At 68.4% G+C, this 25,164-nt stretch carries 30 protein-coding genes; 11 read left to right on the top strand and 19 right to left on the bottom strand.

Translation table 11 applies throughout. The annotated features are described in order from the left end of the window. Positions 1-2: 2 nt before the first annotated feature. The 3 genes from BJP32_RS06585 to BJP32_RS06575 all read right to left on the bottom strand — a co-directional run bounded on the left by BJP32_RS06585 (position 3) and on the right by BJP32_RS06575 (position 3,095). The gene (locus tag BJP32_RS06585; protein ID WP_046651800.1) at positions 3-737 is read right to left on the bottom strand and encodes a prephenate dehydrogenase/arogenate dehydrogenase family protein; all 735 of its coding nucleotides are present in this window, start codon (positions 735-737) and stop codon (positions 3-5) included. Then, a complete protein-coding gene (locus BJP32_RS06580; RefSeq protein ID WP_003163843.1) occupies positions 734-2,071 on the bottom strand; it encodes a dihydroorotase in 1,338 nt (445 codons plus the stop codon). Before BJP32_RS06580 ends, BJP32_RS06585 begins: the two co-directional genes overlap by 4 nt. Before the next feature lie 67 nt (positions 2,072-2,138). After that, complete coding sequence (locus BJP32_RS06575) at positions 2,139-3,095, bottom strand: glycosyltransferase family 9 protein (RefSeq protein ID WP_076223399.1); 957 nt, start codon at positions 3,093-3,095, stop codon at positions 2,139-2,141. Between the two features lie 525 nt (positions 3,096-3,620). On the opposite strand from BJP32_RS06575, the gene BJP32_RS06570 reads away from it, so the two are divergent. After that, positions 3,621-4,997 (top strand): NAD(P)/FAD-dependent oxidoreductase, encoded by a 1,377-nt coding sequence (locus tag BJP32_RS06570; protein ID WP_040344551.1) that lies wholly within the window; start codon positions 3,621-3,623, stop codon positions 4,995-4,997. Positions 4,998-5,105: 108 nt separating this feature from the next. After that, entirely contained in the window at positions 5,106-5,651 is a 546-nt protein-coding gene (locus BJP32_RS06565; protein ID WP_076223398.1) for a hypothetical protein, read from the top strand. Here the strand turns inward: BJP32_RS06565 and BJP32_RS06560 are convergent. The 3 genes from BJP32_RS06560 to BJP32_RS06550 are packed head-to-tail and all read right to left on the bottom strand — an operon-like array spanning position 5,636 to position 7,394. Next, a complete protein-coding gene (locus BJP32_RS06560; protein WP_046651803.1) occupies positions 5,636-6,220 on the bottom strand; it encodes a nucleotidyltransferase family protein in 585 nt (194 codons plus the stop codon). The genes BJP32_RS06565 and BJP32_RS06560 overlap by 16 nt on opposite strands. A gap of 41 nt (positions 6,221-6,261) precedes the next feature. Then, entirely contained in the window at positions 6,262-7,053 is a 792-nt protein-coding gene (gene thiD, locus BJP32_RS06555; protein WP_046651804.1) for a bifunctional hydroxymethylpyrimidine kinase/phosphomethylpyrimidine kinase, read from the bottom strand. Beyond that, positions 7,050-7,394, bottom strand: a complete 345-nt coding sequence (locus tag BJP32_RS06550; protein WP_003163849.1) for a multidrug efflux SMR transporter — start codon at positions 7,392-7,394, stop codon at positions 7,050-7,052. The genes thiD and BJP32_RS06550 overlap by 4 nt, the downstream gene beginning before the upstream one ends. A 267-nt stretch (positions 7,395-7,661) precedes the next feature. On the opposite strand from BJP32_RS06550, the gene BJP32_RS06545 reads away from it, so the two are divergent. Further along, positions 7,662-8,129 (top strand): SRPBCC domain-containing protein, encoded by a 468-nt coding sequence (locus tag BJP32_RS06545; protein WP_046651805.1) that lies wholly within the window; start codon positions 7,662-7,664, stop codon positions 8,127-8,129. 3 nt (positions 8,130-8,132) lie between these two features. Here the strand turns inward: BJP32_RS06545 and folP are convergent, their stop codons facing one another. Continuing rightward, positions 8,133-8,957: a dihydropteroate synthase gene (gene folP / locus BJP32_RS06540; RefSeq protein ID WP_046651806.1), complete on the bottom strand. Its 825-nt coding sequence runs from the start codon at positions 8,955-8,957 to the stop codon at positions 8,133-8,135. A 260-nt stretch (positions 8,958-9,217) separates the two neighbouring features. Here folP and BJP32_RS17325 point away from each other — a divergent pair, with 260 nt between their 5' ends. Next, complete coding sequence (locus BJP32_RS17325) at positions 9,218-9,379, top strand: hypothetical protein (protein ID WP_157683788.1); 162 nt, start codon at positions 9,218-9,220, stop codon at positions 9,377-9,379. A 30-nt stretch (positions 9,380-9,409) separates the two neighbouring features. Further along, positions 9,410-9,820 carry a nucleoside diphosphate kinase regulator gene (gene rnk / locus BJP32_RS06535; RefSeq protein ID WP_003163854.1) on the top strand — a complete coding sequence of 137 codons (411 nt, stop codon included), beginning with the start codon at positions 9,410-9,412 and terminating at the stop codon, positions 9,818-9,820. 78 nt (positions 9,821-9,898) lie between these two features. Here the strand turns inward: rnk and ftsH are convergent, their stop codons facing one another. From ftsH to BJP32_RS06475, 12 genes are all read right to left on the bottom strand, one after another. Beyond that, entirely contained in the window at positions 9,899-11,851 is a 1,953-nt protein-coding gene (ftsH, locus tag BJP32_RS06530; RefSeq protein WP_003163855.1) for an ATP-dependent zinc metalloprotease FtsH, read from the bottom strand. 42 nt (positions 11,852-11,893) lie between these two features. Beyond that, a complete protein-coding gene (gene tilS, locus BJP32_RS06525; protein WP_083673909.1) occupies positions 11,894-13,201 on the bottom strand; it encodes a tRNA lysidine(34) synthetase TilS in 1,308 nt (435 codons plus the stop codon). Beyond that, positions 13,201-14,049: a tol-pal system protein gene (locus tag BJP32_RS06520; RefSeq protein ID WP_046651808.1), complete on the bottom strand. Its 849-nt coding sequence runs from the start codon at positions 14,047-14,049 to the stop codon at positions 13,201-13,203. Before BJP32_RS06520 ends, tilS begins: the two co-directional genes overlap by 1 nt. A 43-nt stretch (positions 14,050-14,092) precedes the next feature. Then, positions 14,093-15,241 (bottom strand): DUF3667 domain-containing protein, encoded by a 1,149-nt coding sequence (locus BJP32_RS06515; RefSeq protein ID WP_076223396.1) that lies wholly within the window; start codon positions 15,239-15,241, stop codon positions 14,093-14,095. 108 nt (positions 15,242-15,349) lie between these two features. Then, the gene (gene pal, locus BJP32_RS06510) at positions 15,350-15,904 is read right to left on the bottom strand and encodes a peptidoglycan-associated lipoprotein Pal (RefSeq protein WP_003163860.1); all 555 of its coding nucleotides are present in this window, start codon (positions 15,902-15,904) and stop codon (positions 15,350-15,352) included. A 152-nt stretch (positions 15,905-16,056) separates the two neighbouring features. Continuing rightward, the gene (gene tolB / locus BJP32_RS06505) at positions 16,057-17,439 is read right to left on the bottom strand and encodes a Tol-Pal system beta propeller repeat protein TolB (protein ID WP_040344558.1); all 1,383 of its coding nucleotides are present in this window, start codon (positions 17,437-17,439) and stop codon (positions 16,057-16,059) included. A 118-nt stretch (positions 17,440-17,557) separates the two neighbouring features. After that, complete coding sequence (locus BJP32_RS06500; RefSeq protein ID WP_076223395.1) at positions 17,558-18,421, bottom strand: TonB C-terminal domain-containing protein; 864 nt, start codon at positions 18,419-18,421, stop codon at positions 17,558-17,560. 6 nt (positions 18,422-18,427) lie between these two features. Continuing rightward, positions 18,428-18,892, bottom strand: a complete 465-nt coding sequence (locus BJP32_RS06495; protein WP_076223393.1) for an ExbD/TolR family protein — start codon at positions 18,890-18,892, stop codon at positions 18,428-18,430. A 3-nt stretch (positions 18,893-18,895) separates the two neighbouring features. Continuing rightward, positions 18,896-19,651 carry a protein TolQ gene (gene tolQ / locus BJP32_RS06490; protein ID WP_076223392.1) on the bottom strand — a complete coding sequence of 252 codons (756 nt, stop codon included), beginning with the start codon at positions 19,649-19,651 and terminating at the stop codon, positions 18,896-18,898. Between the two features lie 123 nt (positions 19,652-19,774). After that, a complete protein-coding gene (ybgC, locus tag BJP32_RS06485) occupies positions 19,775-20,239 on the bottom strand; it encodes a tol-pal system-associated acyl-CoA thioesterase (RefSeq protein WP_076223390.1) in 465 nt (154 codons plus the stop codon). Positions 20,240-20,243: 4 nt separating this feature from the next. Next, on the bottom strand, positions 20,244-20,627 hold the full coding sequence (locus BJP32_RS06480) for a hypothetical protein (RefSeq protein ID WP_223850955.1): 384 nt from the start codon (positions 20,625-20,627) through the stop codon (positions 20,244-20,246). An 84-nt stretch (positions 20,628-20,711) separates the two neighbouring features. Beyond that, positions 20,712-20,921 (bottom strand): hypothetical protein, encoded by a 210-nt coding sequence (locus BJP32_RS06475; RefSeq protein WP_003163865.1) that lies wholly within the window; start codon positions 20,919-20,921, stop codon positions 20,712-20,714. Positions 20,922-21,047: 126 nt separating this feature from the next. Here BJP32_RS06475 and BJP32_RS06470 point away from each other — a divergent pair, with 126 nt between their 5' ends. The 6 genes from BJP32_RS06470 to ruvA all read left to right on the top strand — a co-directional run bounded on the left by BJP32_RS06470 (position 21,048) and on the right by ruvA (position 25,139). After that, on the top strand, positions 21,048-21,821 hold the full coding sequence (locus tag BJP32_RS06470; protein ID WP_003163866.1) for a YebC/PmpR family DNA-binding transcriptional regulator: 774 nt from the start codon (positions 21,048-21,050) through the stop codon (positions 21,819-21,821). A 122-nt stretch (positions 21,822-21,943) separates the two neighbouring features. Beyond that, positions 21,944-22,462, top strand: coding sequence for a hemerythrin domain-containing protein (locus tag BJP32_RS06465; protein WP_003163867.1), 519 nt, complete (start codon positions 21,944-21,946; stop codon positions 22,460-22,462). Next, complete coding sequence (locus BJP32_RS06460) at positions 22,455-23,156, top strand: MgtC/SapB family protein (protein WP_076223388.1); 702 nt, start codon at positions 22,455-22,457, stop codon at positions 23,154-23,156. Before BJP32_RS06465 ends, BJP32_RS06460 begins: the two co-directional genes overlap by 8 nt. Before the next feature lie 59 nt (positions 23,157-23,215). Further along, positions 23,216-23,938 (top strand): MgtC/SapB family protein, encoded by a 723-nt coding sequence (locus BJP32_RS06455; RefSeq protein ID WP_076223387.1) that lies wholly within the window; start codon positions 23,216-23,218, stop codon positions 23,936-23,938. A 68-nt stretch (positions 23,939-24,006) separates the two neighbouring features. Beyond that, complete coding sequence (gene ruvC, locus BJP32_RS06450) at positions 24,007-24,519, top strand: crossover junction endodeoxyribonuclease RuvC (protein WP_003163870.1); 513 nt, start codon at positions 24,007-24,009, stop codon at positions 24,517-24,519. Continuing rightward, positions 24,516-25,139, top strand: a complete 624-nt coding sequence (gene ruvA / locus BJP32_RS06445; protein ID WP_076223385.1) for a Holliday junction branch migration protein RuvA — start codon at positions 24,516-24,518, stop codon at positions 25,137-25,139. The genes ruvC and ruvA overlap by 4 nt, the downstream gene beginning before the upstream one ends. Positions 25,140-25,164 lie beyond the last annotated feature (25 nt).

Here is a 25,164-nt window from a genome sequence, read left to right as displayed (position 1 = left end):
CCCTAATCGTCCAGTTCCGCCCGCGCCTGTTCAGCCAGGTCGAAGAAGCGGCGGCGGACTTCGGCGGCGAAGGGGTTGTCGTGTTCGATGGCGCGGAACACCGCCGCGCTGTCGTGACGGACCATGTCGACGCCCTGAATGAGGCGCTCGAAGCTGGTCGTCGTCATGCGCGTCGGCAGCGGCTCCATCGCCAGCAGCACCTTGGCGATCAGATGGGTCAGGCCCTGCACTGTCGCCGCCTCGCGGTCATGATCCTCGGGCGTGACGACGAAAACCTTCAGCCCCAGCGCCTTCCTGCAGAAGGCGGCCACGCGCCACGCCGCCTTGTCGCCGCGCACCGGACAGACGGCGATCCTCAGCCCCGCAATGCCGTCCTTGCCGCTCTGGGGGCCGAACAGGGGGTGGGTTCCGACGATGCCGACGCCGTCAGGCAGGCCGTCCAGCATGACCTTGGCCGGCTTCACCTTCACCGAGCCGACGTCGAGAACCAACGCCCCCGGCGTCAGGTGCGGCGCGATCGCCGCGACCGTTTCCGCCAACACGCCGACCGGCACGGCCAGCACCACCACCGGACAGGCGGCGGCCTCTTCCAGCGCGGTCAGCCGCGCCAGCCCCTCGTCGTCGCTGGCCGCCGGATCATGGGCGAGGATGTCGAACCCCGGCGACAGATGCTTCGCCGTCAGCCGCCCGAAGGCGCCGAAGCCGATCAGGCCGAGTTGGGGCTTTGGGCCGCTCACCCCGCCAGCGTTTCCTGGAATCGCACCGGCTGGCCGTGGGCCTGACCGATCAGTTCGCCGTCCTTCATCACCACGCGGCCGCGCACGATGGTGGCGACCGGCCAGCCGGTAGCCTCGAAGCCGTCGAAGGGGGTCCAGCCGCAGCGCGTGGCCTGCTGGTCGTGCGTAATAGTCTTCTTCGCCTTCAGGTCGACGATGGTCAGATCGGCGTCATAGCTGACGGCCATCCGGCCCTTGTTGGCGGTGCCGAACACCCGCTGCGCCCCGCCCGAGGTCAGGTCGATAAAGCGTTCCAGCGACAGCCGCCCGTTGGCCACATGGGTCAGCATTAGCGGCACCAAGGTCTGCACCCCCGGCATGCCCGAAGGCGAAGCCGGATAGGGCTTGGACTTTTCTTCCTTGGTGTGCGGCGCGTGGTCCGAGCCCAGCACATCGGCCACGCCCTGCTGCATGCCCCACAGCCACAGGGCGTCGACATGCTCCTGCGACCGGATCGGCGGGTTCATCTGGGCGTAGGCGCCGAGGCGTTCATAGGCTTCCGGCGCGGCCAGCGTCAGGTGCTGGGGCGTGATCTCGACCGTGGCGACGTCCTTGTGGAAACGCAGGAACTCCATCTCGTCCTTCGTCGTGACGTGCAGGACGTGGATGCGGGCGCCGGTCTCCTTGGCCAGGCCCACCAGACGGCGGGTGGACATGATGGCGCTTTCGGCGTCGCGGACCTCGGGGTGGCTGGTCCAGTCGCCGGTGCGGGCCAGGTTGCGGCGCTCAACCAGGCGGTATTCGTCTTCGGAGTGGAAGGTGGCGCGGCGGCGGACGTTCGACAGCACCTTGCGCACGCCCTCGTCGTCGGCGATCAGCAGGTCGCCGGTCGAGGCGCCCATGAAGACCTTGACCCCGCAGCAGCCCGGCAGGCGCTCCAGATCGGCCAGATGCTCGGCGTTCTCATGCGTGCCGCCGACGTAGAAGGCGTGGTCGGTCCACATCCGATCCTTCGCCCGCGCCAGCTTGTCGGCCATGGTGTCGGGGTCGGTCGTATTGGGGTTGGTGTTCGGCATCTCGAACACGGCGACGACGCCGCCCAGAGCCGCCGCGCGGCTGCCGGTCTCCAGGTCTTCCTTCCATTCCAGCCCCGGCTCGCGGAAGTGGACCTGGGTGTCGATGACGCCCGGCAGGACGGTCAGGCCGGTGGCGTCGAACACCTCTCCGGCCGAGGCCTGAGACAGGTCGCCGATGAAGGCGATGCGGCCGTCGATGACGCCGACGTCGGCCTTGCCGCGCCCGGCGTGGTTGGCCACCTCGCCGCCCCGAACGATCAGGTCATAGGTCTGGGTCATCGCGCGCATCTCCTGAAGTTCCGGCGCTTATGCGCGCCGAAGGCTTGGAGACGCAAGCCGAGGGCGATCAGGCCGTCCGTTCGGCCAGCAGCTTCTTCGCCGCCTTCAGCACCCGCTCATAGGGCAGGTCCATCATGTGCTGGATGTGCTGGTTCAGGCGCGGGTCCAGTTCGCGGAACTCATCCAGGGTGCGCGGGCCGCGTACGGCGACGCCGGTCCACGGGCGTTTCAGCGTCTCGTCCGAAGGGCCGAACACCGCCACTGCCGGAACGTCCGCCGCCACGGCCAGCTGGGTCCACAGGGAGTCGCCGCCCAGATAGAGGTCCGCGTGCGACAGGGCCGCCGCCGTCTGCAGGCGCGTCAGCCGCCCCTGCAGTTCGATCACCCGGTCGCGCTTGACCGCCGAGCGGACGGTCTGGGCCGCGTCGCGGTCCGCCTCCTCGCCCACGATCATCAGCCGTCCACCCGCCAGCGGCCCGCCCTCGCCCAGAAGGGAGATGGCGACCTTGGCGTAGCGATCGGCGGGCCAGCGTTTGCCGATCCAGTCTGCGCCCGGCCCGACGGCCAGGATCGGACCTTCGCCCGGCGGGATCAGGGCGTCGGCCGCTTCCTGCGCATCCCGTGCGATGAACAGTTTCGGCGGCGGAATCTCGTCCAGTTGCAGGGTCCGCGCCGCCTGCTCCACCAGATGCACGCCCGGCAGGGTCTTGCCCCGAACCGCCCGACGCTGGCGCCGCAGCTTGCCCGACAGGGTCGAGCCGCGCATGTCGACCACCAGCCCCCAGTTGGTCTCGCGCACCTGGTTCCACAGGGCGATCCAGTCCCAGCGCCCGTCGCGGTCAAGGGTGATCAGCCGCTGCAGACGCGGCAGGTCGGCGAACAGCGGCGCGCTGGCCGGCGAGCCGACGACGGTGAAGGTCGCCTGAGGGATGGCCTCGACCAACTGGGCCAACACGCCCGACGACAGGACCGCCTCCTCGGCGTCCGCCTCGGCGATGTAGAGGATCGGAAAACGACCATGCATGGGCTGAGTCTAGCCGGATTCTCTTCGGAATTCAGCGGGAATGCAGGACGGCGGGCCGCCGCTGCACGCCAACCGCCCCATCGTCCTCGAGTCGGACGAAGCGCACGGGCTAGCGGCGCGCTCGCACCCCGCCAAACGCCCTGACAGCGGGAAGAAACGACTTTTCGGACGCGCCTTGAAATTGTGCTTCGGTGGTCGAAATTTGCGATCAGGCCAACATTGTTTCATAATCGAAGGATTGAAATGACAATATGAGAACAACTTGGAGAATATTTCTTCATATTCGCTAAAAAGACATTTGTTCTGATGTTGCCGATCAATCGAAGAATTATAAAGATAAACACTCAATCCGATAAGTATGAACTCTAAAATATTAAGACGATTTTATATTTTCGCGCGCCGATTCCATGACCTCATTCCATATATTGGGAGTGCTGGCGGTTCGGCCCTTCGTTCGCCCCGTGTGATTTGCGGCCGCAGCGCCGCCCTGCGCCGGGGCCTCTGACCCATCAGCCCAGAGTGAATATGCCCAAGCAAAAACGTATCGCCATCATCGGCGCCGGCCCTTCGGGACTGGCCCTGCTCCGCGCCTTCCAGTCGGCCCGCGACAAGGGCGCGGACATCCCCCAGATCGTCTGTTACGAGAAGCAGAAGGACTGGGGCGGCATGTGGAACTACAGCTGGCGCACCGGCATCGATGAGAACGGCGAGCCCGTTCACGCCAGCATGTACCGCTACCTGTGGTCGAACGGCCCCAAGGAATGCCTTGAGTTCGCAGACTACACCTTCGACGAGCATTTCAAGAAGACGATCTCTTCCTATCCGCCGCGCGAAGTCCTGTGGGACTATATCCAAGGCCGGGTGAACAAGGCGAACATTCGCCCGTACATCCGGTTCAACACCGCTGTGAAGGACGTGGTCTTCGACAAGGCGTCGGGCCGGTTCACCGTGACGGCCAAGGACTATTCGGCCGGTCGCCGCACCACCGAGACGTTCGACCATGTGATCGTCGCCACCGGCCACTTTTCGACGCCGAACGCGCCGTCCTATCCGGGTTTCGACCTGTTTCCCGGCCGCATCCTGCACGCCCACGATTTCCGCGACGCGGCCGAGTTCAAGGGCAAGGACGTGCTGCTGATCGGCTCCAGCTATTCGGCAGAGGACATCGGCTCCCAATGTTACAAATACGGCGCGAAATCAGTCACGACCAGTTATCGCAGCCGGCCTATGGGCTATGACTGGCCCAAGGGCTGGGAGGAAAAGCCCTGCCTGACGCGCGTGGACGGCAAGACCGCCCACTTCAGCGACGGCACGCGCCGCGACGTCGACGCCATCATCCTGTGCACCGGCTACAAGCACCACTTCCCCTTCCTGCCGGACGAACTGCGCCTGAAGACCAGCAACCGTCTGTGGCCGCTGAACCTGTATGAAGGCGTGGCCTTCACGCCCAATCCCAAGCTGTTCTACCTGGGGATGCAGGATCTCTGGTACAGCTTCAACATGTTCGACGCCCAGGCCTGGCTGACGCGCGACATCATCATGGACCGCATCCAGCTGCCGTCGCGCGCGGACATGGAGGCCGCCAACGACCACTGGCGCGAGAAGGAGGTCGAAATCCGCACGGATGCCGAGGCCTTTGAATACCAGGGCGAATACATCAAGCGCCTGATCGCCCAGACCGACTATCCGGATCTCGACATCGACAACATCAACCGGATCTTCCTGCAGTGGAAGAAGGACAAGAAGGCCGACATCATGGGCTATCGCGACAAATGCTATCGCTCGGTCCTGACCGGCACGCTGGCGGCGCGTCACCATGTGCCCTGGATGAAGGCGTTCGACGACTCGCTGGAAGCCTATCTGCGCCTGCCCTCGACCCGCAGCCAGGCCGCGCGCGCCTGATGCATGGCCCCGCCCTGCGGTCCGGCGGGTCGCAGGGCGGGACGCCCCGTGCGCCAGAACTCCGTCAAAGCCCGCGAATTTGCGCCCGACCTGCGCTAGACGGCGGCCATGTCCCTGCCCCTTCTTCCTGAGCGCACCTGCGGCGGCTGCGTCGAATGCTGCCGCGTGATCCCGCTGGACCTGCCCGAACTGGCCAAGCCGACGGGCGAACTGTGCGCCTATTGCGTCAACGGCGCGGGGTGTTCCGTGCATGAGGTCCGGCCGCAGACCTGTCGGGTCTGGTTCTGCCTGTGGCGGGCGGTCGAACTGTCCGACGACTGGCGTCCCGACCGCAGCGGCGTGATCGTGCGGCCTGACGGGGTCGAGGACGGGATCATCACCCTCTATGTCCTGCGCCGTTCGGACTTTCTGCTCGGGATGGACTTCTTCATCACCGTGGCGGGCTGGATCGCTGAGGGGATCGAGGTCGCCCTGAGCGCGCCCGGCCCGGTCGGAACCTATCCGGCGCGCGCCGTCGTCACCGACTGGCTGCGGCCCGCCGTCGAGGAGGGCGACCCCGACGCCTTCGCCGCGCGCGTCCTCGCCTCGCTGGACCGGCTGGCCGCCCACGACTTCCAGCCGGACGGGATCACCGCGCGCTACGCCGTCGGCTGAGCCCCGTCGACGACCGTGATCTCGGGCCAGCGGCCGCGAGCGTTGGCGATCACTCGTTCCCAACCTTTGGCCAGGCCGCGCGTCGGATTGGGGCGGATGGTCATGGCGAACACGTCCTCCAGTCCGAAGGGCGCGACCACGCTGATCGCGTCGTCCGCCTCCAGCCGCACGCCCACGGCGAAGGCCGGAGCCACGAAGCGGGCCGGGGCGTCGTCGGTGCAGGTCAAGGGGTCATAGGGCTCGCCGAACTTGTCTTCGAACCACAGATGGACCCGCGCCTGGTTCCGCACCTCGACCTGATCGCGCAGGGGCGGCTCAAAGGCGGCGGCGACGCGCTTGATGACGACGTCCTCGGCGTCCCAGGAGGTGTCGGCGTCGAAATAGCCGATGTCGTAGTCCTTGATCCCATAGCCGACCGGGCGGCCTGTCTGGGCGTTCCACACCGCCTGATAGACGGCGCCGGAGAACAGCCGCCAGTCGGGCAGATTCAGTTCCCGCATCACGGTCAATACGTGCATCAGGCCCGCGTCGGCGCGGACGATCTCGGTCAGGCGAGCTTCCAGGGTCATGCCGTCCTGTGAGGGCGATTCCGGCGCCGCGCCAAGCGGCCTCAGCCCCGCACCGGCCAGGCGTGATCCAGCGGACCGTGACCCTGACCCAGGCCGGGCGCGCGGCGGATGGCTTCGGCGACATAGGCCCAGGCTTCCGCCACCGCGACCGGCAGGGGCAGCCCCTTGGCGATCCCCGCCGCGCAGGCGCTGGCCAGGGTGCAGCCGGTGCCGTGCGTGTGGCGCGTCTCTATCCGTTCGCTCTCCAGCACCGTCTCGCCGTCGGCTGTCAGCAACAGGTCGACCACCGTCGCGCCCGGCACATGGCCGCCTTTCATCAGAACCGCCCGCGCGCCCATGTTCAACAGCGCCTCGCCCGCGCGGCGCTGGCCGTCCAGATCGGCGACCTCCAGCCCGGTCAGGGCCTCGGCCTCCGGCGCATTGGGGGTCAGCAGGGCCGCGCGCGGAACCATCAGGCGGCGGACGGCCTCGACGGCGCGGTCCTCCAGCAGGGGCGAGCCGCCCTTGGCGATCATGACGGGATCGACCACGGCCGGAACGCCCCCCGCATAGTCGATCAAACCGGCGACCCTCTCCACCACCTCGACCGAGCCCAGCATGCCGGTCTTCAGGGCGTCGGCGCCGATGTCGTCCAGCACCGCCGTGGCCTGGGCCTCGATCACCTCCAGCGGCACGGGGTGGACGCCGTGAACGCCCAGGGTGTTCTGGATGGTGATGGCGGTGATCGCCGTGGCGGCGAACCCGCCCAGCATGGTCACGGCCTTGATGTCCGCCTGGATGCCTGCGCCGCCGCCGGAATCCGAGCCCGCCAGGATCAGCACCCGGCCTTTCATACCGTCACGCCCGAGAACAGCTTCAGCCCGACGATGCCCGCGACGATCAGCAGGATGCAGACCGCCCGCACCGCCGTCGCCGGCTCGCCATAGACGGCCACCCCGACCACCGCCGCACCCACGGCGCCGATGCCCGTCCACACAGCATAGGCCGTGCCGACCGGCAGGCGCTGCGTCGCCGCCCACAGCCCGACCATGCTGGCGGCCAAGGCTACGGCCACGCCCAACGAGATCAACGGCCGCTGCACGCCGACGTATTTGACGCCGGACGCCCAGCCCACTTCGAACAGCCCCGCCACCACGAGAACCAGCCAGGGATTAAGAGACAGAAGCCAAGACATGACGGCTGAATGGCGGATGGCGCCCATTCAGACAAGAGGCCGCCTGCCCTTGCAACGCAAGCGCCAGGCGATCCCAGCACTCCCCGCCCACAGGACAGTCCATCACCACAACAACATGCATGAACAACGATCACTATAAACATTTACACATGGTAACGTTCGTCGACATTGAGTTATCACTTAGGTTGCATTCTTTTATTCACGCCACAGAAACAATTACTCGACTACAAGCGTTGCCGCCTCGATTCCCAAAAAGAATGGGTCTGCATGTCGACGCCCACAGTTCATACCGGAATACTCATTCGACGCCCCATCGATGAGGTTTATCAAGCCTTTACCGAACCAGGGGTGACGTCGTGGTTCTGGTTCACCCACGGCGATCGTCGCCTGTCACAGGGAGCGACCGTGACATGGACCTGGGGGATGTACGGCGTTTCGACCCGCGTCCTGGTCAAGGATGTTCAGGTTAACCGGCGAATTCTTGTCGATTGGAACCTGGATGATCAGCCGACCGAGGTCGAATGGCGCTTCGAAGCGCGCGGCAAGACGACCTGGGTCGAAATCTTCAACCGGGGCTTTCCCGCCTCGGATGAAGGGGTGAAGGCCGCGCTTGACGCCATGGAAGGCTTCACCCTGGTCCTGGCAGGGGCCAAACTGTGGCTGGAGCGGGCGATCGAGCCGACATTCATCGTCGATCGCTTCCCCGATCAGGTGCTGCCTGACTGGAAGGGCTGAGGCTTAACCGGCCGCCGTCACCGCCGCCTGAAGCTTCAGAGCCTGGACCGTTTCGCGCACGTCGTGGACCCGCACCATGCGGGCGCCGCGCCGCCCGCCCTCCAGCGCCAGAGCCAGAGAGCCGCCCAGACGATCGCCCGCCTCTATCGCCGCGGCGTCCACGCCCTGAATGAGACGCTTGCGACTGGCGGCGTAAAGGACCGGAAAGCCCAGATCGACCAGGGCGCCCAGTCGCGCCGTCAGTGTCAGATTGTGGGCCGTCGTCTTGGCGAAGCCGATGCCGGGGTCCAGCCAGATCTTCTCGCGCGCGATACCCGCCGCCACGGTCGCCTCGGCCCGCGCCGCCAGAAAGGCGACGACCTCGGCCACAACGTCGTCATAGCGCAGGTCGTCCTGCATCGTCTTGGGCGCGCCCTTCATGTGCATCAGCACCACCTCGCAGCCCAGTTCGGCGGCGGTCGCCAGGCTGTCGGGCGCATGGTTCAGGGCCGTGACGTCGTTCCACATCGTCGCCCCGGCGGCGACAGCGGCGCGGGCGACGGCGGGCTTCATGGTGTCGATGCTGATCCGGCCGCCCCAGCGCGCGCGAATCTCGGCGATCAGGGGCGCGACGCGGGCGATCTCTTCGGCCTCATCGACCGGATCCGAACCGGGGCGCGTGCTTTCTCCGCCCACGTCCAGCACGTCGGCGCCCTGTTCGATCAACTTCAGGGCGTGAACCAGGGCGGCCTCGATCGTGGCGTGCCGCCCGCCGTCGGAAAAGCTGTCCGGCGTGACGTTGAGGATGCCCATGACGAGCGGCGGCTTCACGAGGGATTGATGGGTCATGCGACATCGACTCCAGAGGCCGCAGTTTGACTTTCACCGCGCCTGGGTCCAGCCTCTAAAGGCAATGGAACGCTTCGTCAGCCAGGCTCGACGCCTCACCCACGCGGGACGCCGCGTCGAAGGCCTTTAACCCGTAGCGGTCCGCCGTGCGCCCCTGCGCCGGGCGCCCGTTACGGGACCAAGTTGCTTTAAGTCTCCTGTTTCCCCCATTCATTTTGCAGGACCGCGCCGGCCTGGAGCCGCTCGCGTAGATTTGCGCCATGACACGCCGCCCAGACACTACGGACGACAGCCGTCCCGGCGAACCGCCGCGCGGCGCCGACATCATTCCGTTTCGGAGGCCGACCGCGCCTGGGGCGCCGTCCGACCCCGAACATGCCGATCCAGAACAGCCCGACGACGACGGCCCCTCGGCCGCCTGACGTCGCCCGAATTTCCAGAGAGTTTTCCTCATGACCACCCCCCGCAAGGGCGCCCTGCCCGCCATCACGCTTCGCAGCGACGACTTCGACGCCCTGGACCGCCTGGTCGGCGACCTGCCCGGCTCAGGCCCCGCCGGCCTGCTGCAACAGGAACTGGACCGCGCCAAGGTGTGCGAGCCCAAGGCCATGCCCAAGAACGTCGTCACCCTGAACCGCTGGCTTCAGTACGTCGACGACCACAGCCCCGAGGTGCGTCGCGTCCAGCTGGTGCTGCCCAAGGACGCCGATATCGACGCCGGGCGCGTCTCCATCCTGTCCTATGTCGGGGCGGGACTGATCGGCCTGAAGGAAGGCCAGTCGATCAACTGGCCCGACACCTCCGGCGCTGCGCGCAAGCTGACCCTGGTCAAGGTCGAAGACGCCGAAGCGGCCGTAGGCTGAACCGCTTTCGATCAGAGCAAAAAATAGGGGCGCGTCCGACGGACGCGCCCCTTTTCATACCGGCCTGCCGGACAGGCTCTACGCGCTCGTCGCGGGCTGGACGGCGGGCTCGGCCTGCGGCGCCGCCTCGTCTTCCGGCGTGGCCGGGACCGACAGCGACGGACCGACGACCGTGTCGTTCTCGTCGTCGCGTTTGGGCGGCTGGTCGTTCTCCAGCAGATCCTTGATCTCGTCGCCCGACAGGGTCTCGTACTCCAGCAGGGCCTGCGACAGCTTCTCGTGGTCGCCCGCCTTCTCGGTCAGGATGCGGCGCGCCTCTTCCCAGCCTTCGGTGACGATGCGGCGGACCTCTTCGTCGATGATGCGGGCCGTCTCTTCCGAGACGTTCTGGCTGCGCGACACCGAGTGGCCCAGGAAGACCTCTTCCTGGTTTTCGCCGTAAGCCACCGTGCCCAGCTTCTCGGAGAAGCCCCAGCGCGTGACCATGGCCCGCGCCAGCTTGGTCGCCTGCTCGATGTCCGAGCTGGCGCCCGAGGTGATGCTTTCCGGCCCGAAGATCAGCTCCTCGGCGACCCGGCCGCCCGCCATGATGGCGATACGGTCGATCATCTGCTGGAACTTCATGGAATAGCGGTCGCCTTCCGGCAGTTGCATCACCATGCCCAGGGCGCGGCCGCGCGGGACGATGGTCGCCTTATGCACCGGGTCGGCCATCTTGACGTTGATGGCGACGATGGCGTGACCGGCTTCGTGATAGGCGGTCAGGCGGCGCTCTTCCTCGTTCATGGCCATGGACTTCCGCTCGGAGCCCATCATGACCTTGTCCTTGGCGTCCTCGAAGTCGCGGTGCGTGACCATGCGACGGTCCTTGCGGGCCGCCATCAGGGCCGCCTCGTTGACCAGGTTCGCCAGGTCCGCGCCCGAGAAGCCCGGCGTGCCGCGCGCCAGGGTCTTCACATTCACATCGGCGGCCAGGGGCACGTCCTTCATGTGGACGCGCAGGATGCGCTCGCGGCCCGAGACGTCGGGGTTGGGCACCACGACCTGACGGTCGAAGCGGCCCGGACGCAACAGAGCCGGGTCCAGCACGTCGGGACGGTTGGTCGCAGCGATCAGGATGATGTTCTCCGACGCCTCGAAGCCGTCCATCTCGACCAGCAGCTGGTTCAGCGTCTGCTCGCGCTCGTCGTTGCCGCCGCCCAGGCCGGCGCCGCGGTGACGGCCCACGGCGTCGATTTCATCGATGAAGATGATGCACGGCGCGTTCTTCTTGGCTTGTTCGAACATGTCGCGCACGCGGCTGGCGCCGACGCCGACGAACATCTCGACGAAGTCCGAGCCGGAGATCGAGAAGAAGGGCACGCCCGCCTCGCCCGCCACCGCGCGCGCTAGCAGGGTCTTGCCGGTGCCCGGAGGGCCGACCAGCAGGGCGCCCTTGGGGATCTTGCCGCCCAGACGCTGGAACTTGGCCGGATCCTTCAGGAAGTCGACGACCTCCTGCAGTTCGTCCTTGGCCTCGTCCACGCCGGCGACGTCGTCGAAGGTCTTGCGGCCCTTGTGCTCGGTCAGCAGCTTGGCCTTGGACTTGCCGAAGCCCATGGCGCCCTTCGCCCCGCCCTGCATGCGGTTCATGATGAACAGCCAGAAGCCGATGATCAGCGCAACCGGCAGCAGCAGGCCCAGCAGGCCCGACCACCACGGCTGGCGCGTGCTCTTGGTCTCGACCTCGACGCCGGACTTGCGGATCTGCTCGACCAGCTCGGCGTTGGGCACCGGGGTCACGGCGGTGAATTTGCTGTCGTTCTTGAAGACGCCGGTGATCGTCTCGCCGCGCGCGACGATCGACTTGATCTCCTGACGCTCAACGGCGGTCATCAGCTGGGAATAGGTGATGGGTTCGGGGCGACCGGCGGCCGCGGCGCCCTTGGCGCCCGGCATGGCGGGGGCGCCGCCGTTCTGGCTGATCGCAGCGTAGACCGTCACCAGTCCCAGAAGGATCACGCCCCAGATGGCGAAATTGCGCAGGTTCATTCGGTCCTCGGTTCCTCGACGCGGCCGCGCTCGGTCCGTCGATCAGCAGTCTTTCTCTGAAAATAGGTCAGACGGCGGCGTTTCGCCATGAAGGGATTGAAAGAGTCCGTCTTCCTGCGTCGTTTCGCCCCCGAACGCCGCCAAGGCGAGCGCCAGACGTCGCGACGCCAGCGCCCTTACACACGCCCCGCGCCAGGCCAGAACCAGCCGTCCTTCGGGATCGATCAGCACCGGCGCAGCGGCGCGCGCGGCGGGCGGCAGGGGCGCCAGAACGGCGCGCTCGACGTCGGAAAGTTGCGCCAGCCGCCCGGCGGCCGCCTCGACGCGCAGGCCCGACTGATCCGTCACGATCTCGAAACGCCCGTCCCAGACGGCGGATCGCCCCGGCAGCAGGGCCAGCGCAGCAGGCGGGCGGCGTTTCCACTCGCCCGGTTCACGCATCGCCTGAACATGCGCGCCGGACGCCTCGACGCGAGCGCCGCACAGGACCGCGGTGAAGTCCTCGCGGTCCGCCAGTCGCGCCTGAAGGGCCGCCAGGCGATCCCCGCGCGGCGGCGTCGCGCCGCCGCCTGCGCACAGCAGCACGGCCGCCAGCATCGACGCAGGCAGGTCGCGCGATAGAGGCAGAACCCCGGCCCAAGTCTGGTCGCCCGGCTCATGGGCCGCCCTCGCACAAGCAACAGTCGCCGATGACGCAGCAGGGCCCTCTACCTGCGCCAGCGCCGCCCGCGCCCTGCCCCGCCCGTAGCGCAGGTCCGCGTTGGCGGGGTCTTCCAGCCATGTCAGACCGCGCGCGCGCAGATGCTCCCTCAGCGTCTCGCGCCCCTCGCCCAACACAGGCCGCAATAGCAACAGCCCTCGCCCTTCCGGCCAGGCAGGCGACGGCGACGCCTCGCGCAGGCGGCCCAGCGTCGCGCCTTGGGCCCGCATCCAGTCGCCCTCGGCGACGTCATCGGCGGTGTGGCCGGTCAGGATGACGCGCGCGCCTGCTTCCCGCGCTGCCTCGGCCAGCAGGGCGTGACGCGCCGCCCGCGCCCGCGCCGGGACGCCGGGACCGCCGCGCGCGCCCTGCCACGCCAGCCCCCGCCAGTCGGCGCCCGCCGCACGCGCGGCCTCGGCGGCGAAACGGGTCCAGTCCGCGCTGTCGGGGTGGAGATTGTGGTCGACCGTCAGGGCCAGAAGCCGCCGCCCCCTCGCCTTGGCCCAACCGGCGGCGAGGTCCAGCAGGGCCAGGGAATCGCCCCCGCCCGACAGGGCCAGGACGACCGGCTCAGGCCCGGCGTGGTTCAGGCGTGCGTCCAGCCGGGCCCAAATCCGCCGAAGCAGATCCCGGCCGGCCAGATCGCCCATCAGCTGCAGCTGGCGCGCGTCCGAAGCTGGGTCGCGCGGGTCTTCTGCGCCGCCGTGGCCGCCTCGGCGTAGCGGCGGCTGAACTCGGTCAGGGCGCCGCAGGCCTGGGTCGCGCGGTCGGTGGCGCGCAGGGCCTCGGCCAGCTTCAGCGTCGTCTCGGGCGCCCACGGCGTGCGCGGCCAGCCGTTCAGGGCGGCGGCGTAGGCCTGAACCGCCGAAGCGTTGTCGCGCGCGGCGACGTGCAGATCGCCCAAACGGCTGTTGGCCTCGCGCGCCTGAGGCGTGTTCGGCCAGGTGACGATGACGGTCTCCAGCGCGCGTCCGCCGCGCGCCGCGTCCTCGCCCGCCAGACGCATGGCGGCCTGCAGATCCTGCGCCGCATCGCCGGTCGGCGAGTGGGCGACGATCGGCCCGTTCAGTTCAGCGGCTTCCTCGGCGGCCTTTTCGGCGCGCTCGACGCGGCCTTCCAGATCGCGCAGGCGGCGGCTCAGCTGCGTGTTCTCGCGCGTGACCTCGTCCAGTTGGAAGGTCAGACGCTCGCTGTCGGCGTTCATGCGCTGGAACGTCTGCTCCACGTCGCTCAGACGGCGCTCCATGATCGAGACCTGGCCTTGCAGGGCCACGACCTCGGGATCCGTCTCGACCAGCACCGGCTCCCCGGCCGCGTTGCGCTGGGTCAGGGCGCGCTCCAGACGGCGGACGTTACGATCCAGCTGGTCCAGGCGGCGCTTGTCCCACTGGATCGGCTCCATCGGCTGCACCTGGGCGACGACGGCGCCCCCGATCAGGGTCAGGCCGATCGCCGTCAGGACGGCGGGTTTGGTGAGGCGGAATGGCGTCTTCAGCATGGTCCTGTCGTCCCATCGATTTGCGGCGACGGCAAGGCCCCGATCAATGTCCGAGGCCCAGATAGATGATGGCGACGATGAACAGCGTCGCCGCGATCTCGCAGAAAATCAGCAGCGCCACCGTCCGCCACAGGGTCGAAAAGACCTTCAGGCTGTAGGCGCCCTTCAACTGGGCGAACATGTGCGCCGGCACGATCAGGGCCGCGATCGTCGCGGCCGCCGCGCCCGCTCCCTTCAGCGTCGTGGCGACCAGCACCACCGCCATCAGCAGCAGGGACATGAAGGTCAGGGAATAGAGGACGAAGACCCCGTGGTCGTACAGGGTGAAGCCCCGCTTCCACAGAAACATCAGGGCCACGAAGGGGATGGACAACGGCACCAGCAGGAAGGCGAATTTGTAGATGGTCTGCTGCAGCTTGTAGAGCGCCAGGTCCGGGTTCTTCAGCTTCTTGGCGACGGTCTTGGTCAGGCCGTTGGTCTGGCCGTCCGTGCCGACGCTGGAGGCGATGTCCGCCACCTGGGCCTGCCAGCTGCCCGAGGCCAGACCGTCCTTGCGGCCCTCGATCGCGTCCTTCTGCAGACGCTCCAGCTTGGCCTTCTCAGCAATGACGCCGGCTTCAGCTCCGGCCAGAGCGCCGGCGGCGGCGCCGGCCCGCGCGCCGCTGTTGAACGCCGGGGGCGAGCCGTCCGACGGCTCCATCGCCGCCTCCGCCGCATCGACTTCCTTGCGGGCGGCGGCGGCGACCTGCTCCGCTTCGACTATCGCCTCCTTCTGGGCCTCGATCTGCTGCGGCAGGGACGGCAGCGTCACCGCCTGATGCGGCATGAAGCTGAGGGCGAAGAACATGACGAACAGGGTGAACAGGAACATCGCCAGCGGCGAGACGTAGCGGGTCCGCTTGCCCTGCACCCATTCGCGGGTCAGCCGCCCCGGATTGAGGATCAGCAGCGGCAGGGTGCGCCACAAACGGCCGTCGAAATGCATCACCCCGTGCAGCAGCTCTTCGCCCAGATGCAGCAAGGTGCGGTGGACATGGGCCGCCTGGCCGCAGTCGGAGCAGAAGTTGCCCGTAACCTCGGCCCCGCAGTCGGCGCAGGCGCCGTGAGCTTCGCCCGCATGGCCCGTCGGCTTCTCGATCGCCCCGGCGATGACGCCCGCCGTCACCGCTCCGCCCGCCGCTTCCAGATCCATGCTGTCCCTCCCCAGGATTCGCGGCGGACTTTGATCGTCTGGAGGCGCAAAGAAAAGAGGCGCCGGCTTACGCCGACGCCTCGATCCGTCTGTTTTTACGTCGCGTGTTTAGCGCGGCGCGCCCGACACGATGGCGGTGCGGGCGTTGCGGTTCTGGGCCCAGGCCGACTCGTTCGAACCCTCGGCGATCGGACGTTCCTTGCCGAAGCTGATGGTGTCGATGCGGGCGGCCGGAACGCCGCGGCTGATCAGGTAGGAGCGAACGGCCTCGGCGCGGCGGGCGCCCAGGGCCAGGTTGTATTCGCGCGTGCCGCGTTCGTCGGCGTTGCCTTCGATGCGGACCGTGACCTGCGGATAGCGGGCCAGCCAGGCGGCCTGGGCGTCCAGACGCGGCTGGGCCTCGGCGCGCACCGAATAGGAGTCCAGGTCGAAGTAGACGCGGTCGCCGACGTTGACGACGAAGTCCTGCTCCGAGCCGGGCGCCGGGGCGCCGACGTTGCCGCCGCTGACGGGGCCGGTCGGGGCGGTCGGATACTGCGGACCGACGGCCGGCGGCGGCGTTTCGACCGGCACGGCCGGCTCGACCTTGGGCTTGGTGCAGGCGGCCAGCGAGGCCATGGCGACGCCGACAGCGGCGAGCCGGATCAGGGTGGAGGTGTTCATGGATCGTCTCCTTCTCATTCGGTTCGAGGCCGACGCCTCTAGCTTGACTGTATGCGAGCGCTGCTAACGCGCAGCGCAACACCGCGCCAGCCGCGATAACGCACAGTTTATGGGAATGGCTCCGCTCGTGATCTCACGAAGCCGTAAGCCCGTCAGGCCGGGCAGGAATCCGCGCCCTGGCCGATGCCCAGATTGACCGGCGGCGCATCCAGCAGACCCGACCAGGCCGGGTCCGAACCGCGTCCGTCATAGCCCGCCTGAGACACGACGCGGCCCGACAGGTCGACGGTCCACAGACGGGTGTCGCCGCCGGGGCTCTGACGCGCGAAGGCGATGTAGCGGCCGTTCGGCGCCCAGGACGGGCCTTCCTCGAAATAGGAGGACGACAGGATGCGCTCGCCCGTGCCGTCGGACTTCATCACGCCGATGTGGAAGCGGCCGCCTTGCTGCTTGGTGAAGGCCACCAGGTCGCCGCGCGGGCTCCAGGCCGGGGCGGTGTAGCTGCCGCCGCCGCGGCTGATCGGGCGCTGGCCCGAGCCGTCCGCCCGCATGGTGTAGAGACGCGCCGAACCCGAACGGTCCGAGGTGAAGACGATCTGATTGCCGTCGGGGCTGAACGACGGCGAGGTGTCGATGCCGGGGTCGGTCGTCAGACGCGACAGCTGGCGGCTGCGCAGGTTCATCACATAGACGTCGGTGTTGCCGCCCCGGATGATCGAGAAGGCCATCTTGGACCCGTCGTTCGAGAAGCGCGGCGCCAGAACCTGGCCGTCGAACTCGCCCAGGCTTTCGCGGCGGCCGGTCGACAGATTGTAGAGGTAGATGCGGCTGTAGTCCTTGCCCAGCGCCACATAGGTCACTTCGTCAGGGTTCGAGGCCGAGAAGCGCGGCGACATGATCACCTCATCGCCCTGGGTCAGGAAGACGGGGTTGTAGCCGTCCTGGTCGACGATGGTCAGGCGCGACAGCTTGTTCAACTGGGTGCCGCTTTCGGACACGAACAGGACGCGGGAATCGAAGAAGCCCGCCTCGCCGGTCAGGCGCTGATAGACCACGTCCGAGATCTTGTGCGCGATCCGGCGCCACTGCTCGGAAGTGGCGGTGAACTGATAGGAGACCAGCTGGCACTGGCGATAGGGGTCGTACAGGCGGAAGCCCACGTCGATCCGCCCGTCCGCGCGGGGCGTCACCCCGCCGTACAGCACCGCCTGGGCGCCGATGGAGGTCCACTGCGGGAAGTTCGGGGCGTTGGCCAGGGTCAGGCCCGTCTCCACGAAACTGGCCGGGTTCAGCGGATCGAAGAAGCCGGATCGCTTCAGGTTGCCGCTGATGACGCCCGAAATCTGCGACCCGTTCTGGCCGGTGAAGGGCACGACGGCGATCTGAAGCGGGCGCAGCACGCCCTCGTCCACCACCACATCCTGCATCGGCGCCCCGACGGCCGGGGTGGATTGCGCCTGGACGGACCCGCCCAGCGCCAGGGGCGCGGTCATCGCAAGCACGGCGGCCGAGGCGAGAAGGCGGTTCAGGCGCATGGATCGATCCTTCGGGTCGTTACGGTCAGGCTGGCCGCCCCTCTTAACATCAGCGCGGCGGATGATCGCCAGCTTCACGGGGATTTGGGCGACTTTGGGGTGATAGGCGATTTACGTCCTAACGGTTCCCGCATTGACGCTTGGTTTCAAAGCGGAAGGGCACTTCCTGCGCCTGGAAGCCATCGGGCACGGTGAAGGGCGAGGTCGCCCGCAGCGCGCGCAACATGGCCTCGGACGCGGCGCGCCAAGTCGGGTCGTTCTGGGTGTCCTGAAGGCGCGGCGTGCCGATGATCTGGCCGTCGGCGCTCAACCGCACCGTCACGCGGATCACCAGGTCGTCCATGCCCGGCATGTCGCAGTTCAGGTTCCAGTTCGGCGTCACCTGAGCGCCCAGGGCGGCCAGCTGCGGCCCGGTCGCGCGCGGCGCGGAGCCCGCGCCCTGCTGGCCCGGCGCCGGACGGCCGCGGTTCTGGGTCGGGCGCGGCGGCCCGGCCAGGGCGTCAAGGTCCAGTCCCGGCGTCGGGCGCGTACGCGGCGGCGTGGCGGGGGCCTTCTTCTCGGGCGGCGTCGGCGTGGGCCGGGGCGACGGCGTCGACGCCTTCTTCTCAGGCGGCGTCGGGGTCGGCCGCGGCGTAGGCGCGGGACGCGGCGTCGGGGCCTTTTTCTCGGGCGGAGTCGGGGTCGGGCGCGGCGCGGGCGGCGTCGGGCGCGGTTGCGGCGCGGGCGGCGTGGGGTCCGGCTCGGGCGGAGTCGGCTCGGGCGGGGTCTCGACCGGGGCCGTCTCCCCATCCTCGAGCGAAGGCTCCTCCTGCGGATTGTCGGCGGGCGCAGCGGCGATCTCGATGTCCGAGACGATCGACACCGGCACGGAGTTCACCAACGGCTTCGGCTCGTCCTTCGACGACCAGGACACGAAGGCGAGCGCCACCACCCCCGCGTGCAGGGCGATGGAGCCGAGGATGGCGGGGCTGGGGCGGCGCAAGGTCCGTCAGCCCTCCGTCGGCTCGTCGGCGGCGGTGTCGGTGATCAGGTTCAGCTTGGTGAAGCCCGAAGCCGACAGGCGCGCCATCACGCGCGCCACGGCCTGATAGGGGGCGCGGCCGTCGGCGCGGATGAAGACGGCCTTGTCGCGCGCGTTCTCGCCGCCCTCTTCCGCCACGCGCAGGGCCAGTTGCTCCCAGCGGACCTCGCCCTCGCCGATGAAGATGGCGCCGTTCCGGTCGATGCTGACCGTAACCGGCTTGTCGGTCGTCTCGACCGCGCTGGCCTCGGTCTTGGGCAGCTCGACCGGCACCCCGACCGTCAGCAGCGGCGCCGAGATCATGAAGATGATCAACAGCACCAGCATCACGTCCACCAGGGGCGTGACGTTGATCTCGCTCAGCGGCCGTTTGCGCGCGCGGCGACGGCCGCGCCCGCGCGCTTCACCGCCGCCTCCTCCACCCAGGGCCATGGATCAGGCGCCCCGGCGCAGGTTCAGGTCGGACGACGGCGGCGGCGGCGGGGGCGGAGGCGTCGCAGGCGCGCCCAGACGCCGGGCGATGGCCGACTGCAGATCGTCCGCAAAGGCCTCCAGACGGCCCGTGAACTTGCCCGCCGACACCGAGAAGGCGTTGAAGGCGATATAGGCCGGGATGGCCGCCGCCAGACCGATAGCCGTGGCGAACAGGGCCTCGGCAATGGCCGGCGCCACCGTCGTCAGATTGGTGTTGCCCGCCGCCGCAATGCTGTCGAAGGCGTTCATGATGCCCCACACCGTGCCGAACAGGCCGATGAAGGGCGAGGCCGTGGCGACCACCGACAGCACGCCCAGACCGTTCTCGATATTCTGGCTTTCCCGAGCGATGACCGAATCCAGCGCCCGGTCGATACGGGCGATCAGCATGTTCCCTTGCGTGTCCGTCATGGCTCCGCGCGCGCGCGCCTCGCGCCAGTCCTGCAGGGTCAGCACCAGCATGCGCGGCAGGGGATCGACCGGCTGAGGCCCAGCCTGGGCGGCGACCTCCTCCAGCGAGCGGCCGCTCTCGACCTGCTTTTCGAACTCGGTCGCGCGGGCGTTCATGCGTGAGAACCGCACCGCCTTGTCGATGATGATGGTCCAGGACCAGACCGAGGCCGCGGCCAGGCCGATCATCACCGTCTTGACCACCCAGTCGGCGGTCATGAACAGCTCGATGGGATTCAGCAGGGAGGCGTCGGCGGGCGGAGTCATGCGTGGTCCTTGGCGAAGAGTCCGTTCATCCGCCTTTTGCACCGGGCGGACGTGGCAGTTTCATGGCGGCGGGTCTAGCGGGCGTCGCGCCCGGCGTCATCAGCCTACCGGCTGACAACCTCGTTATTGCCGAGCCGATCCTGTTTCCCCCGACAGCCAGGGCGTCACCAGTTCGATCAGCCGCTTCGTCGGACGGCGCGGACGCCCGTCCAGATGGATGCAGACGGCGACGACGTCCGCCCGGCACAATACGTCGCCGTCGCGCTCGACCGTCTGGCGGATGATCAGGCGCGGCCCCTTGATCGCTTCATAGCGGGTGCGCACCGCCAGGGCGTCGTCGATCCGCGCGGGCTTCAGATATTTGATCGCCAGATCCGACACCACGAAGGCCAGCGGCTCGTCCTGCTCCAGCAGGTCGACATGCCCTACCCCCGCCAGACGCAGGAAGTCCGACCGCCCCCGCTCGAAATAGCGGACGTAGTTGGCGTGATAGACTAGGCCGGTGAAGTCCGTGTCCTCGTAATAAACCCGCACGGGCAACAGGTGATCGCGGCCGTCGAAGCGGCCGGCGCTGGGTTGGTCGGTCATGGTCTCAGCTCTTGCCGGAAACGGCGGCGGGCGCCGGGGCGTCGAAGCCCGGACAGTAGCGCGATTTCAGCGTCGCGAACTCGCCCGTCAGCGGGTCGTGGCTCATCAGGATGCGGTTGGGCCGGGAAACGAAGGCCACGGCCTCCCGACTGCCCTTCAGCCCGGCGTAGCCGCAGGCGGCCTTGCCGCGCCCGGCCTCGACATGCCGGACCTCGGCCTGCGGCCCCATCTGTTCGCGCACCTGCTCAAGCGCGCGTTCGGCGGGCGTGGTCTGGCGGGGTCCGAAGCGCGCCCCCTGGGTCAGGGCGTAGAGGCTGAAACCGCCCAGCACCAAGACAGCCGCGCCGAGCACGACGATCATCCGGTTCATCCTGCGGGGATGCGCCAAGGCCGCCTCCTTCTGGGAAAGGGAGGATGACCGGCTTTACCGCCGAGGTGAAGTCTTTTTGCGAAAGATTCGCGCGACGTCTGCTCAGTCGCGGTCGTAGAGGCGCATCACGGCCAAGGCGCCGATGGTGGTCAGCACGCCCAGCGCAAAGGCGCCGACCAGCGAGCTGGTGGCCGCCGCCGTCGACACCGTGACGGGCCGCTTGGCGTACCACTGAACGATCTCGCCGGCGTGGGCGTGATCGATGCCCTCGTCATAGGCTTCGTCCAGATAGGTGTCGTCGGCGGCGGCCATCGGCGTCTCCAATTCTTGCCTGCGCATAATCCCCGGCGCGTTCGGGCGGTTCCCCTCTCGTGACAGAGGAAGCGCCATCCAGTAAAGGGCGCCCCTCAGCATATTCGACATCTGGCGAGCGACTCCATGGCCGGCCATTCCAAATTCAAGAACATCATGCACCGCAAGGGCCGCGCTGACGCGGTCCGTTCAAAGCTCTTTTCGCGCCTGTCACGGGAAATCACCGTGGCGGCCAAGTCGGGGATGCCCGACCCGGCGATGAACCCCCGGCTGCGTCTGGCGGTGAACAACGCCAAGGCCGAATCGATGCCGAAGGAGAACATCGAGCGCGCCATCAAGAAGGCCTCGGGCGGCGAAGTCGATGCGATGGAGGAGATCCGCTACGAGGGCCGCGGCCCCGGCGGCGTCCAGGTCATCGTCGAAGTCCTGACCGATAACCGCAACCGCGCCGCCTCGGGCGTGCGCTCGGCTTTCGCCAAGAACGGCGGCGCCCTGGGCGAGAGCGGCTCGGTCACCTTCATGTGGGATCGGGTCGGCAAGATCCACTATCCGGCCGAGGCGGGATCTGAAGACGCCGTGATGGAGGCCGCCATCGAGGCCGGCGCCGCCGACGTCGAGAGCGACCTGGTCAAGCCCGACATCTATGAGGACGCGCCGGGCCACACCATCTGGACCGCCTTCGAAGACCTGAACGAAGTGGCCGAGGCCATGTCCAAGGTGCTGGGCGACCCCAAATCCACCGCCATCGTCTGGAAGCCGCAGTCGGAGATCGACCTGACGGGCGATTCGGTCGGCGTCCTGTTCAAGCTGCTGGACGCCCTGGACGGCGAAGACGACGTGCAGCAGGTCTATTCGAACGAGAACATCTCGGACGAAGACGCGGCCAAGTACGCGGGCTGATCCGCACGCGATGATCCTGTCCCCGACGCCGCACCCATGCGGGAGCGGCGTCGGGGCTCAGGAACCGGACCTGAGTTCGGAGGCTTCTTAGGGCTCAAGCCTTGCCGCGAGGAGCCCGCCCCATGGACATCACCCAGCTGATCCTGGACGACCACGCCGAACAGCGCAGGCTGTTCTCGTTGATCGAGCAGATCGGCGCGGACAATGTCGAGGCGCTGGAGGCGGTCTGGGGGCGGCTGTCGGCCTTTCTGGACGCCCACGCCGAGGCCGAGGAGCGGCATTTCTATCCCGCCCTGCTGAAACTGGGCGAGGGCGTCAATGACGCAGACGACGGCACGGTCGAGGGCGAGACCGAGGACGCCATCGAGGATCACAACAAGCTGCGCGACGCGGTGAAGGCGGTGGCCGCGCACGCGGTCGGCAGTCGCGCCTGGTTCGACGCGGTCGGCGCGGCCAACATCGTCAACTCCAAGCACATGGGCGAGGAGGAGCGGCAGGGGCTGACCGACTTCCGCCTGAACGCAGACCTGCAGACCCGGCACGACCTGGGCGTGCGCTTCGCCGCCTTCCAGGCCCGCCACATCGCCGGGGTGAAGCCGGTCAACAAAGACCCCGAAACCTACGTCGAGAACCATGGCTGACGCCGCCTGGCTGGAGACCGTCGTCCTGCCCATCGCCGGCGCCCTGATCGCCGGCGGGATGATCGGCTTCGAGCGCGAGTGGCGCGGCCGGCCGGCGGGGTTCCGCACCCACATCCTGGTCAGCCTGGCGTCCTGCCTGCTGATGCTGGCGGCCATGACCCAGGCCGACTGGGCTTTCCGCGCCCTGCCGGACGAGAACATCGTCACCGACCCCACCCGCATGGCCCACGGGGTGCTGACGGGAATCGGCTTCCTATGCGCCGGGGTCATCTTCCGCACCGGCTTCTCCATCCACGGCCTGACGACGGCGGCCTCGCTGTGGATCACCTCGGCCATCGGCCTGCTGTTCGGGGCCGGCCTGTTCGCCCTGGGCGCGGCGGGGACGGTGATCACGGGCCTGATCCTGGTCGCGCTGCGGCTGGTCAGCGCGCGGCTGCCGGACCGCACCCTGACCGATGTGGAGGTGTGCTGGCGTCGTGACGGCCGCTCGCCCGAAGCCGAGGTCGAGGCCGCTCTGCGCGCGATCGATCCGAAGCCCGCGCCCGACCGTTTCGAACTGATCGACGACGGCGCGGTGGTGCGCCGCAGCTGGCGCGTCCGCGCCGAGGGCGAGACGGCGCTCAAGACCCTGGCGGGGCGGCTGTCGGCCCTGCCTTCGGTCTGCGGCTACGTGCTGAATCCGCGCGACGACTGACGACTTGCCCCGGCCTGCGCGGAGGTCCAACCTGCGCGGTCGTTGGGAGCGTTGGGATCATGGCGATCGACTGGGGCGTGACGCATTGGGGCGTCGAGGAACTGAGTCTGCTGGCGCCGGTGGCCTCGGCCATGGTGGCGGGCGGGCTGATCGGCATCGAGCGGACCTATCACGGCCATCCGGCGGGGTTCCGCACCCACATCCTGGTCTGCATGACCTCCTGCGTCCTGATGCTGGCGGCCATGCATCAGGCCAGCTGGGGCTTCGTCGCCCTGCCCGAGCAGCGGCTGGTGATCGACCCGACGCGGATGGCGCACGGCATACTGACCGGCATCGGCTTCCTGTGCGCCGGAGTGATCTTTCGCGAGCGGTTCTCGGTGCACGGCCTGACCACGGCGGCTTCGTTGTGGACCACCTCCGCCACCGGGGTGATGTTCGGGGTCGGCCTGTGGAAGCTGGGACTGATCGCGGCGGGGGCGACCCTGCTGGTGCTGGCCATCCTGCGCTTTCTCGACGCGCGCCTGCCCCACGTCGGGGTGCTTGACGTCACCCTGCGCTGGACGCGCGGCGCGGCGCCGCAAGAAAAGGCGCTGCGCGCCCTACTGGGCGAGAACGGCCTCAAGCCCACGCGTATCGGCCATGTCGTCAGCCCCGACGGCCAGATCCACGAACACCACGTCAAGGCGCGGGGCCCCATGCCGCTGAAGGTCGACGCCCTGTCCCGCGCCCTGTCGGATCAGGCGGGTCTGGCCGGTTTCTCGGTCATGCCCAGAGACGATTGAGCCGACATCGGGCCCTGAAGCTGCGCCCGGTCATTGTTCGCTAACCCTCTTTGGGGCAATAGGAACGGATGGCGAACGAAACGACTCGGATCCTGGGGCTGGACCCCGGCCTGCGCCGCACCGGCTGGGGCGTCATCGAAAGCGAGGGCAGCCGCCTGCGCTGGATCGCGCACGGCGTCGTCGCCCCCGACGACAAGGCGCCTTTCTCCGAGCGGCTGCTGCATCTGCTGGAGCAGGTCGGCGAGGTCTGCGCCGCCTATGACTGCGACGAGGCGGCGATCGAAGAGGTCTTCGTCAACGTCAATCCGGCCTCGACGCTGAAGCTGGGCCATGCGCGGGCCGCGGTCATGCTGGCCCCGGCGCGGGCGGGACTCAGCGTCGCCGAATACGCCCCGACCCTGATCAAGAAGGCGGTGGTGGGCGCCGGGCAAGCCGACAAGAGCCAGATCGCCTTCATGATCAAACGGCTGCTGCCCGCCTCGGGCGAGGTCAAAGCCGACGCCGCCGATGCGCTGGCCGTGGCGGTCACCCATGCGCATCATCGTCGGTTTCGGGCCTTGCCGGTGCGAGGCGCGGCATGATCGGCCGTCTGCGCGGCATCCTGGCCGAGGTCGGCGAGGCGGAGTGCCTGATCGACTGCGGCGGGGTGGGCTATGTCGCCACCTGCGGGGCGCGGACGCTGGGCCGCCTGCCCGCGCCGGGCGACGAGACCCTGCTGTTCATCCAGAGCCAGTGGAGCCAGGACCAGGGGCCGCGTCTCTACGGCTTCCTGAGCCGGGACGAGCGCAAGGTCTTCAACCTGATGCTGACCATTCAGGGCGTCGGGCCGAAGGCGGCGCTGGGGGTGCTGGACGTGCTGCCGCCCGCCGAATTGGCCGCCGCCGTCGCGCGCGAGGACAAGGCCGCCGTCGGCCGCGCCAACGGCGTGGGCCCGAAGCTGGCCCTGCGCATCGTCACCGAACTGAAGGGCAAGAGCCTGAGCGAGGGCGTCTTCGCTCCGAGCGCGCCGGGCGTCCATGTCGAAGCCGCCGTCGCCCCGCCGCCGCCCAGCGTCACCGGCGAGGCGGTCGCCGCCCTGCTGGGCCTGGGCATCGCCGAGGTCAACGCTCGCCGCGCCGTCGATCACGCCCTGATCAAGCTGGGCGAGGAGGCGGAGCTGCCGCTCGTCATCCGCACGGCCCTGCAGGAGCTGGGACGATGAGGGGCCCCCACGTCATTCCTTCTCC

This window comes from Brevundimonas sp. ZS04, from assembly GCF_001956865.1.
Lineage (GTDB): Bacteria > Pseudomonadota > Alphaproteobacteria > Caulobacterales > Caulobacteraceae > Brevundimonas > Brevundimonas diminuta.
The sequence above is the reverse complement of the archived record's forward strand: the minus strand, read 5'-3'. Positions and strand labels throughout refer to the sequence as shown.

Coding starts and splice junctions, on each gene's coding strand:
- folP (WP_046651806.1), bottom strand. CDS start 8,957: ATGACCCATCAATCCCTCGTGAAGCCGCCGCTCGTCATGGGCATCCTC.
- ftsH (WP_003163855.1), bottom strand. CDS start 11,851: ATGAACCTGCGCAATTTCGCCATCTGGGGCGTGATCCTTCTGGGACTG.
- BJP32_RS06455 (WP_076223387.1), top strand. CDS start 23,216: ATGGCGATCGACTGGGGCGTGACGCATTGGGGCGTCGAGGAACTGAGT.
- BJP32_RS06460 (WP_076223388.1), top strand. CDS start 22,455: ATGGCTGACGCCGCCTGGCTGGAGACCGTCGTCCTGCCCATCGCCGGC.
- BJP32_RS06495 (WP_076223393.1), bottom strand. CDS start 18,892: ATGGCCCTGGGTGGAGGAGGCGGCGGTGAAGCGCGCGGGCGCGGCCGT.
- BJP32_RS06580 (WP_003163843.1), bottom strand. CDS start 2,071: ATGACCCAGACCTATGACCTGATCGTTCGGGGCGGCGAGGTGGCCAAC.
- BJP32_RS06570 (WP_040344551.1), top strand. CDS start 3,621: ATGCCCAAGCAAAAACGTATCGCCATCATCGGCGCCGGCCCTTCGGGA.
- BJP32_RS06465 (WP_003163867.1), top strand. CDS start 21,944: ATGGACATCACCCAGCTGATCCTGGACGACCACGCCGAACAGCGCAGG.
- ruvA (WP_076223385.1), top strand. CDS start 24,516: ATGATCGGCCGTCTGCGCGGCATCCTGGCCGAGGTCGGCGAGGCGGAG.
- BJP32_RS06565 (WP_076223398.1), top strand. CDS start 5,106: ATGTCCCTGCCCCTTCTTCCTGAGCGCACCTGCGGCGGCTGCGTCGAA.
- ybgC (WP_076223390.1), bottom strand. CDS start 20,239: ATGACCGACCAACCCAGCGCCGGCCGCTTCGACGGCCGCGATCACCTG.
- BJP32_RS06475 (WP_003163865.1), bottom strand. CDS start 20,921: ATGGCCGCCGCCGACGACACCTATCTGGACGAAGCCTATGACGAGGGC.
- thiD (WP_046651804.1), bottom strand. CDS start 7,053: ATGAAAGGCCGGGTGCTGATCCTGGCGGGCTCGGATTCCGGCGGCGGC.
- tolB (WP_040344558.1), bottom strand. CDS start 17,439: ATGCGCCTGAACCGCCTTCTCGCCTCGGCCGCCGTGCTTGCGATGACC.
- BJP32_RS06515 (WP_076223396.1), bottom strand. CDS start 15,241: ATGGATCTGGAAGCGGCGGGCGGAGCGGTGACGGCGGGCGTCATCGCC.
- BJP32_RS06520 (WP_046651808.1), bottom strand. CDS start 14,049: ATGCTGAAGACGCCATTCCGCCTCACCAAACCCGCCGTCCTGACGGCG.
- BJP32_RS06550 (WP_003163849.1), bottom strand. CDS start 7,394: ATGTCTTGGCTTCTGTCTCTTAATCCCTGGCTGGTTCTCGTGGTGGCG.
- BJP32_RS06470 (WP_003163866.1), top strand. CDS start 21,048: ATGGCCGGCCATTCCAAATTCAAGAACATCATGCACCGCAAGGGCCGC.
- BJP32_RS06545 (WP_046651805.1), top strand. CDS start 7,662: ATGTCGACGCCCACAGTTCATACCGGAATACTCATTCGACGCCCCATC.
- BJP32_RS06575 (WP_076223399.1), bottom strand. CDS start 3,095: ATGCATGGTCGTTTTCCGATCCTCTACATCGCCGAGGCGGACGCCGAG.
- ruvC (WP_003163870.1), top strand. CDS start 24,007: ATGGCGAACGAAACGACTCGGATCCTGGGGCTGGACCCCGGCCTGCGC.
- BJP32_RS06560 (WP_046651803.1), bottom strand. CDS start 6,220: ATGACCCTGGAAGCTCGCCTGACCGAGATCGTCCGCGCCGACGCGGGC.
- tilS (WP_083673909.1), bottom strand. CDS start 13,201: ATGGGCGATCTGGCCGGCCGGGATCTGCTTCGGCGGATTTGGGCCCGG.
- tolQ (WP_076223392.1), bottom strand. CDS start 19,651: ATGACTCCGCCCGCCGACGCCTCCCTGCTGAATCCCATCGAGCTGTTC.
- pal (WP_003163860.1), bottom strand. CDS start 15,904: ATGAACACCTCCACCCTGATCCGGCTCGCCGCTGTCGGCGTCGCCATG.
- BJP32_RS17325 (WP_157683788.1), top strand. CDS start 9,218: ATGACACGCCGCCCAGACACTACGGACGACAGCCGTCCCGGCGAACCG.
- rnk (WP_003163854.1), top strand. CDS start 9,410: ATGACCACCCCCCGCAAGGGCGCCCTGCCCGCCATCACGCTTCGCAGC.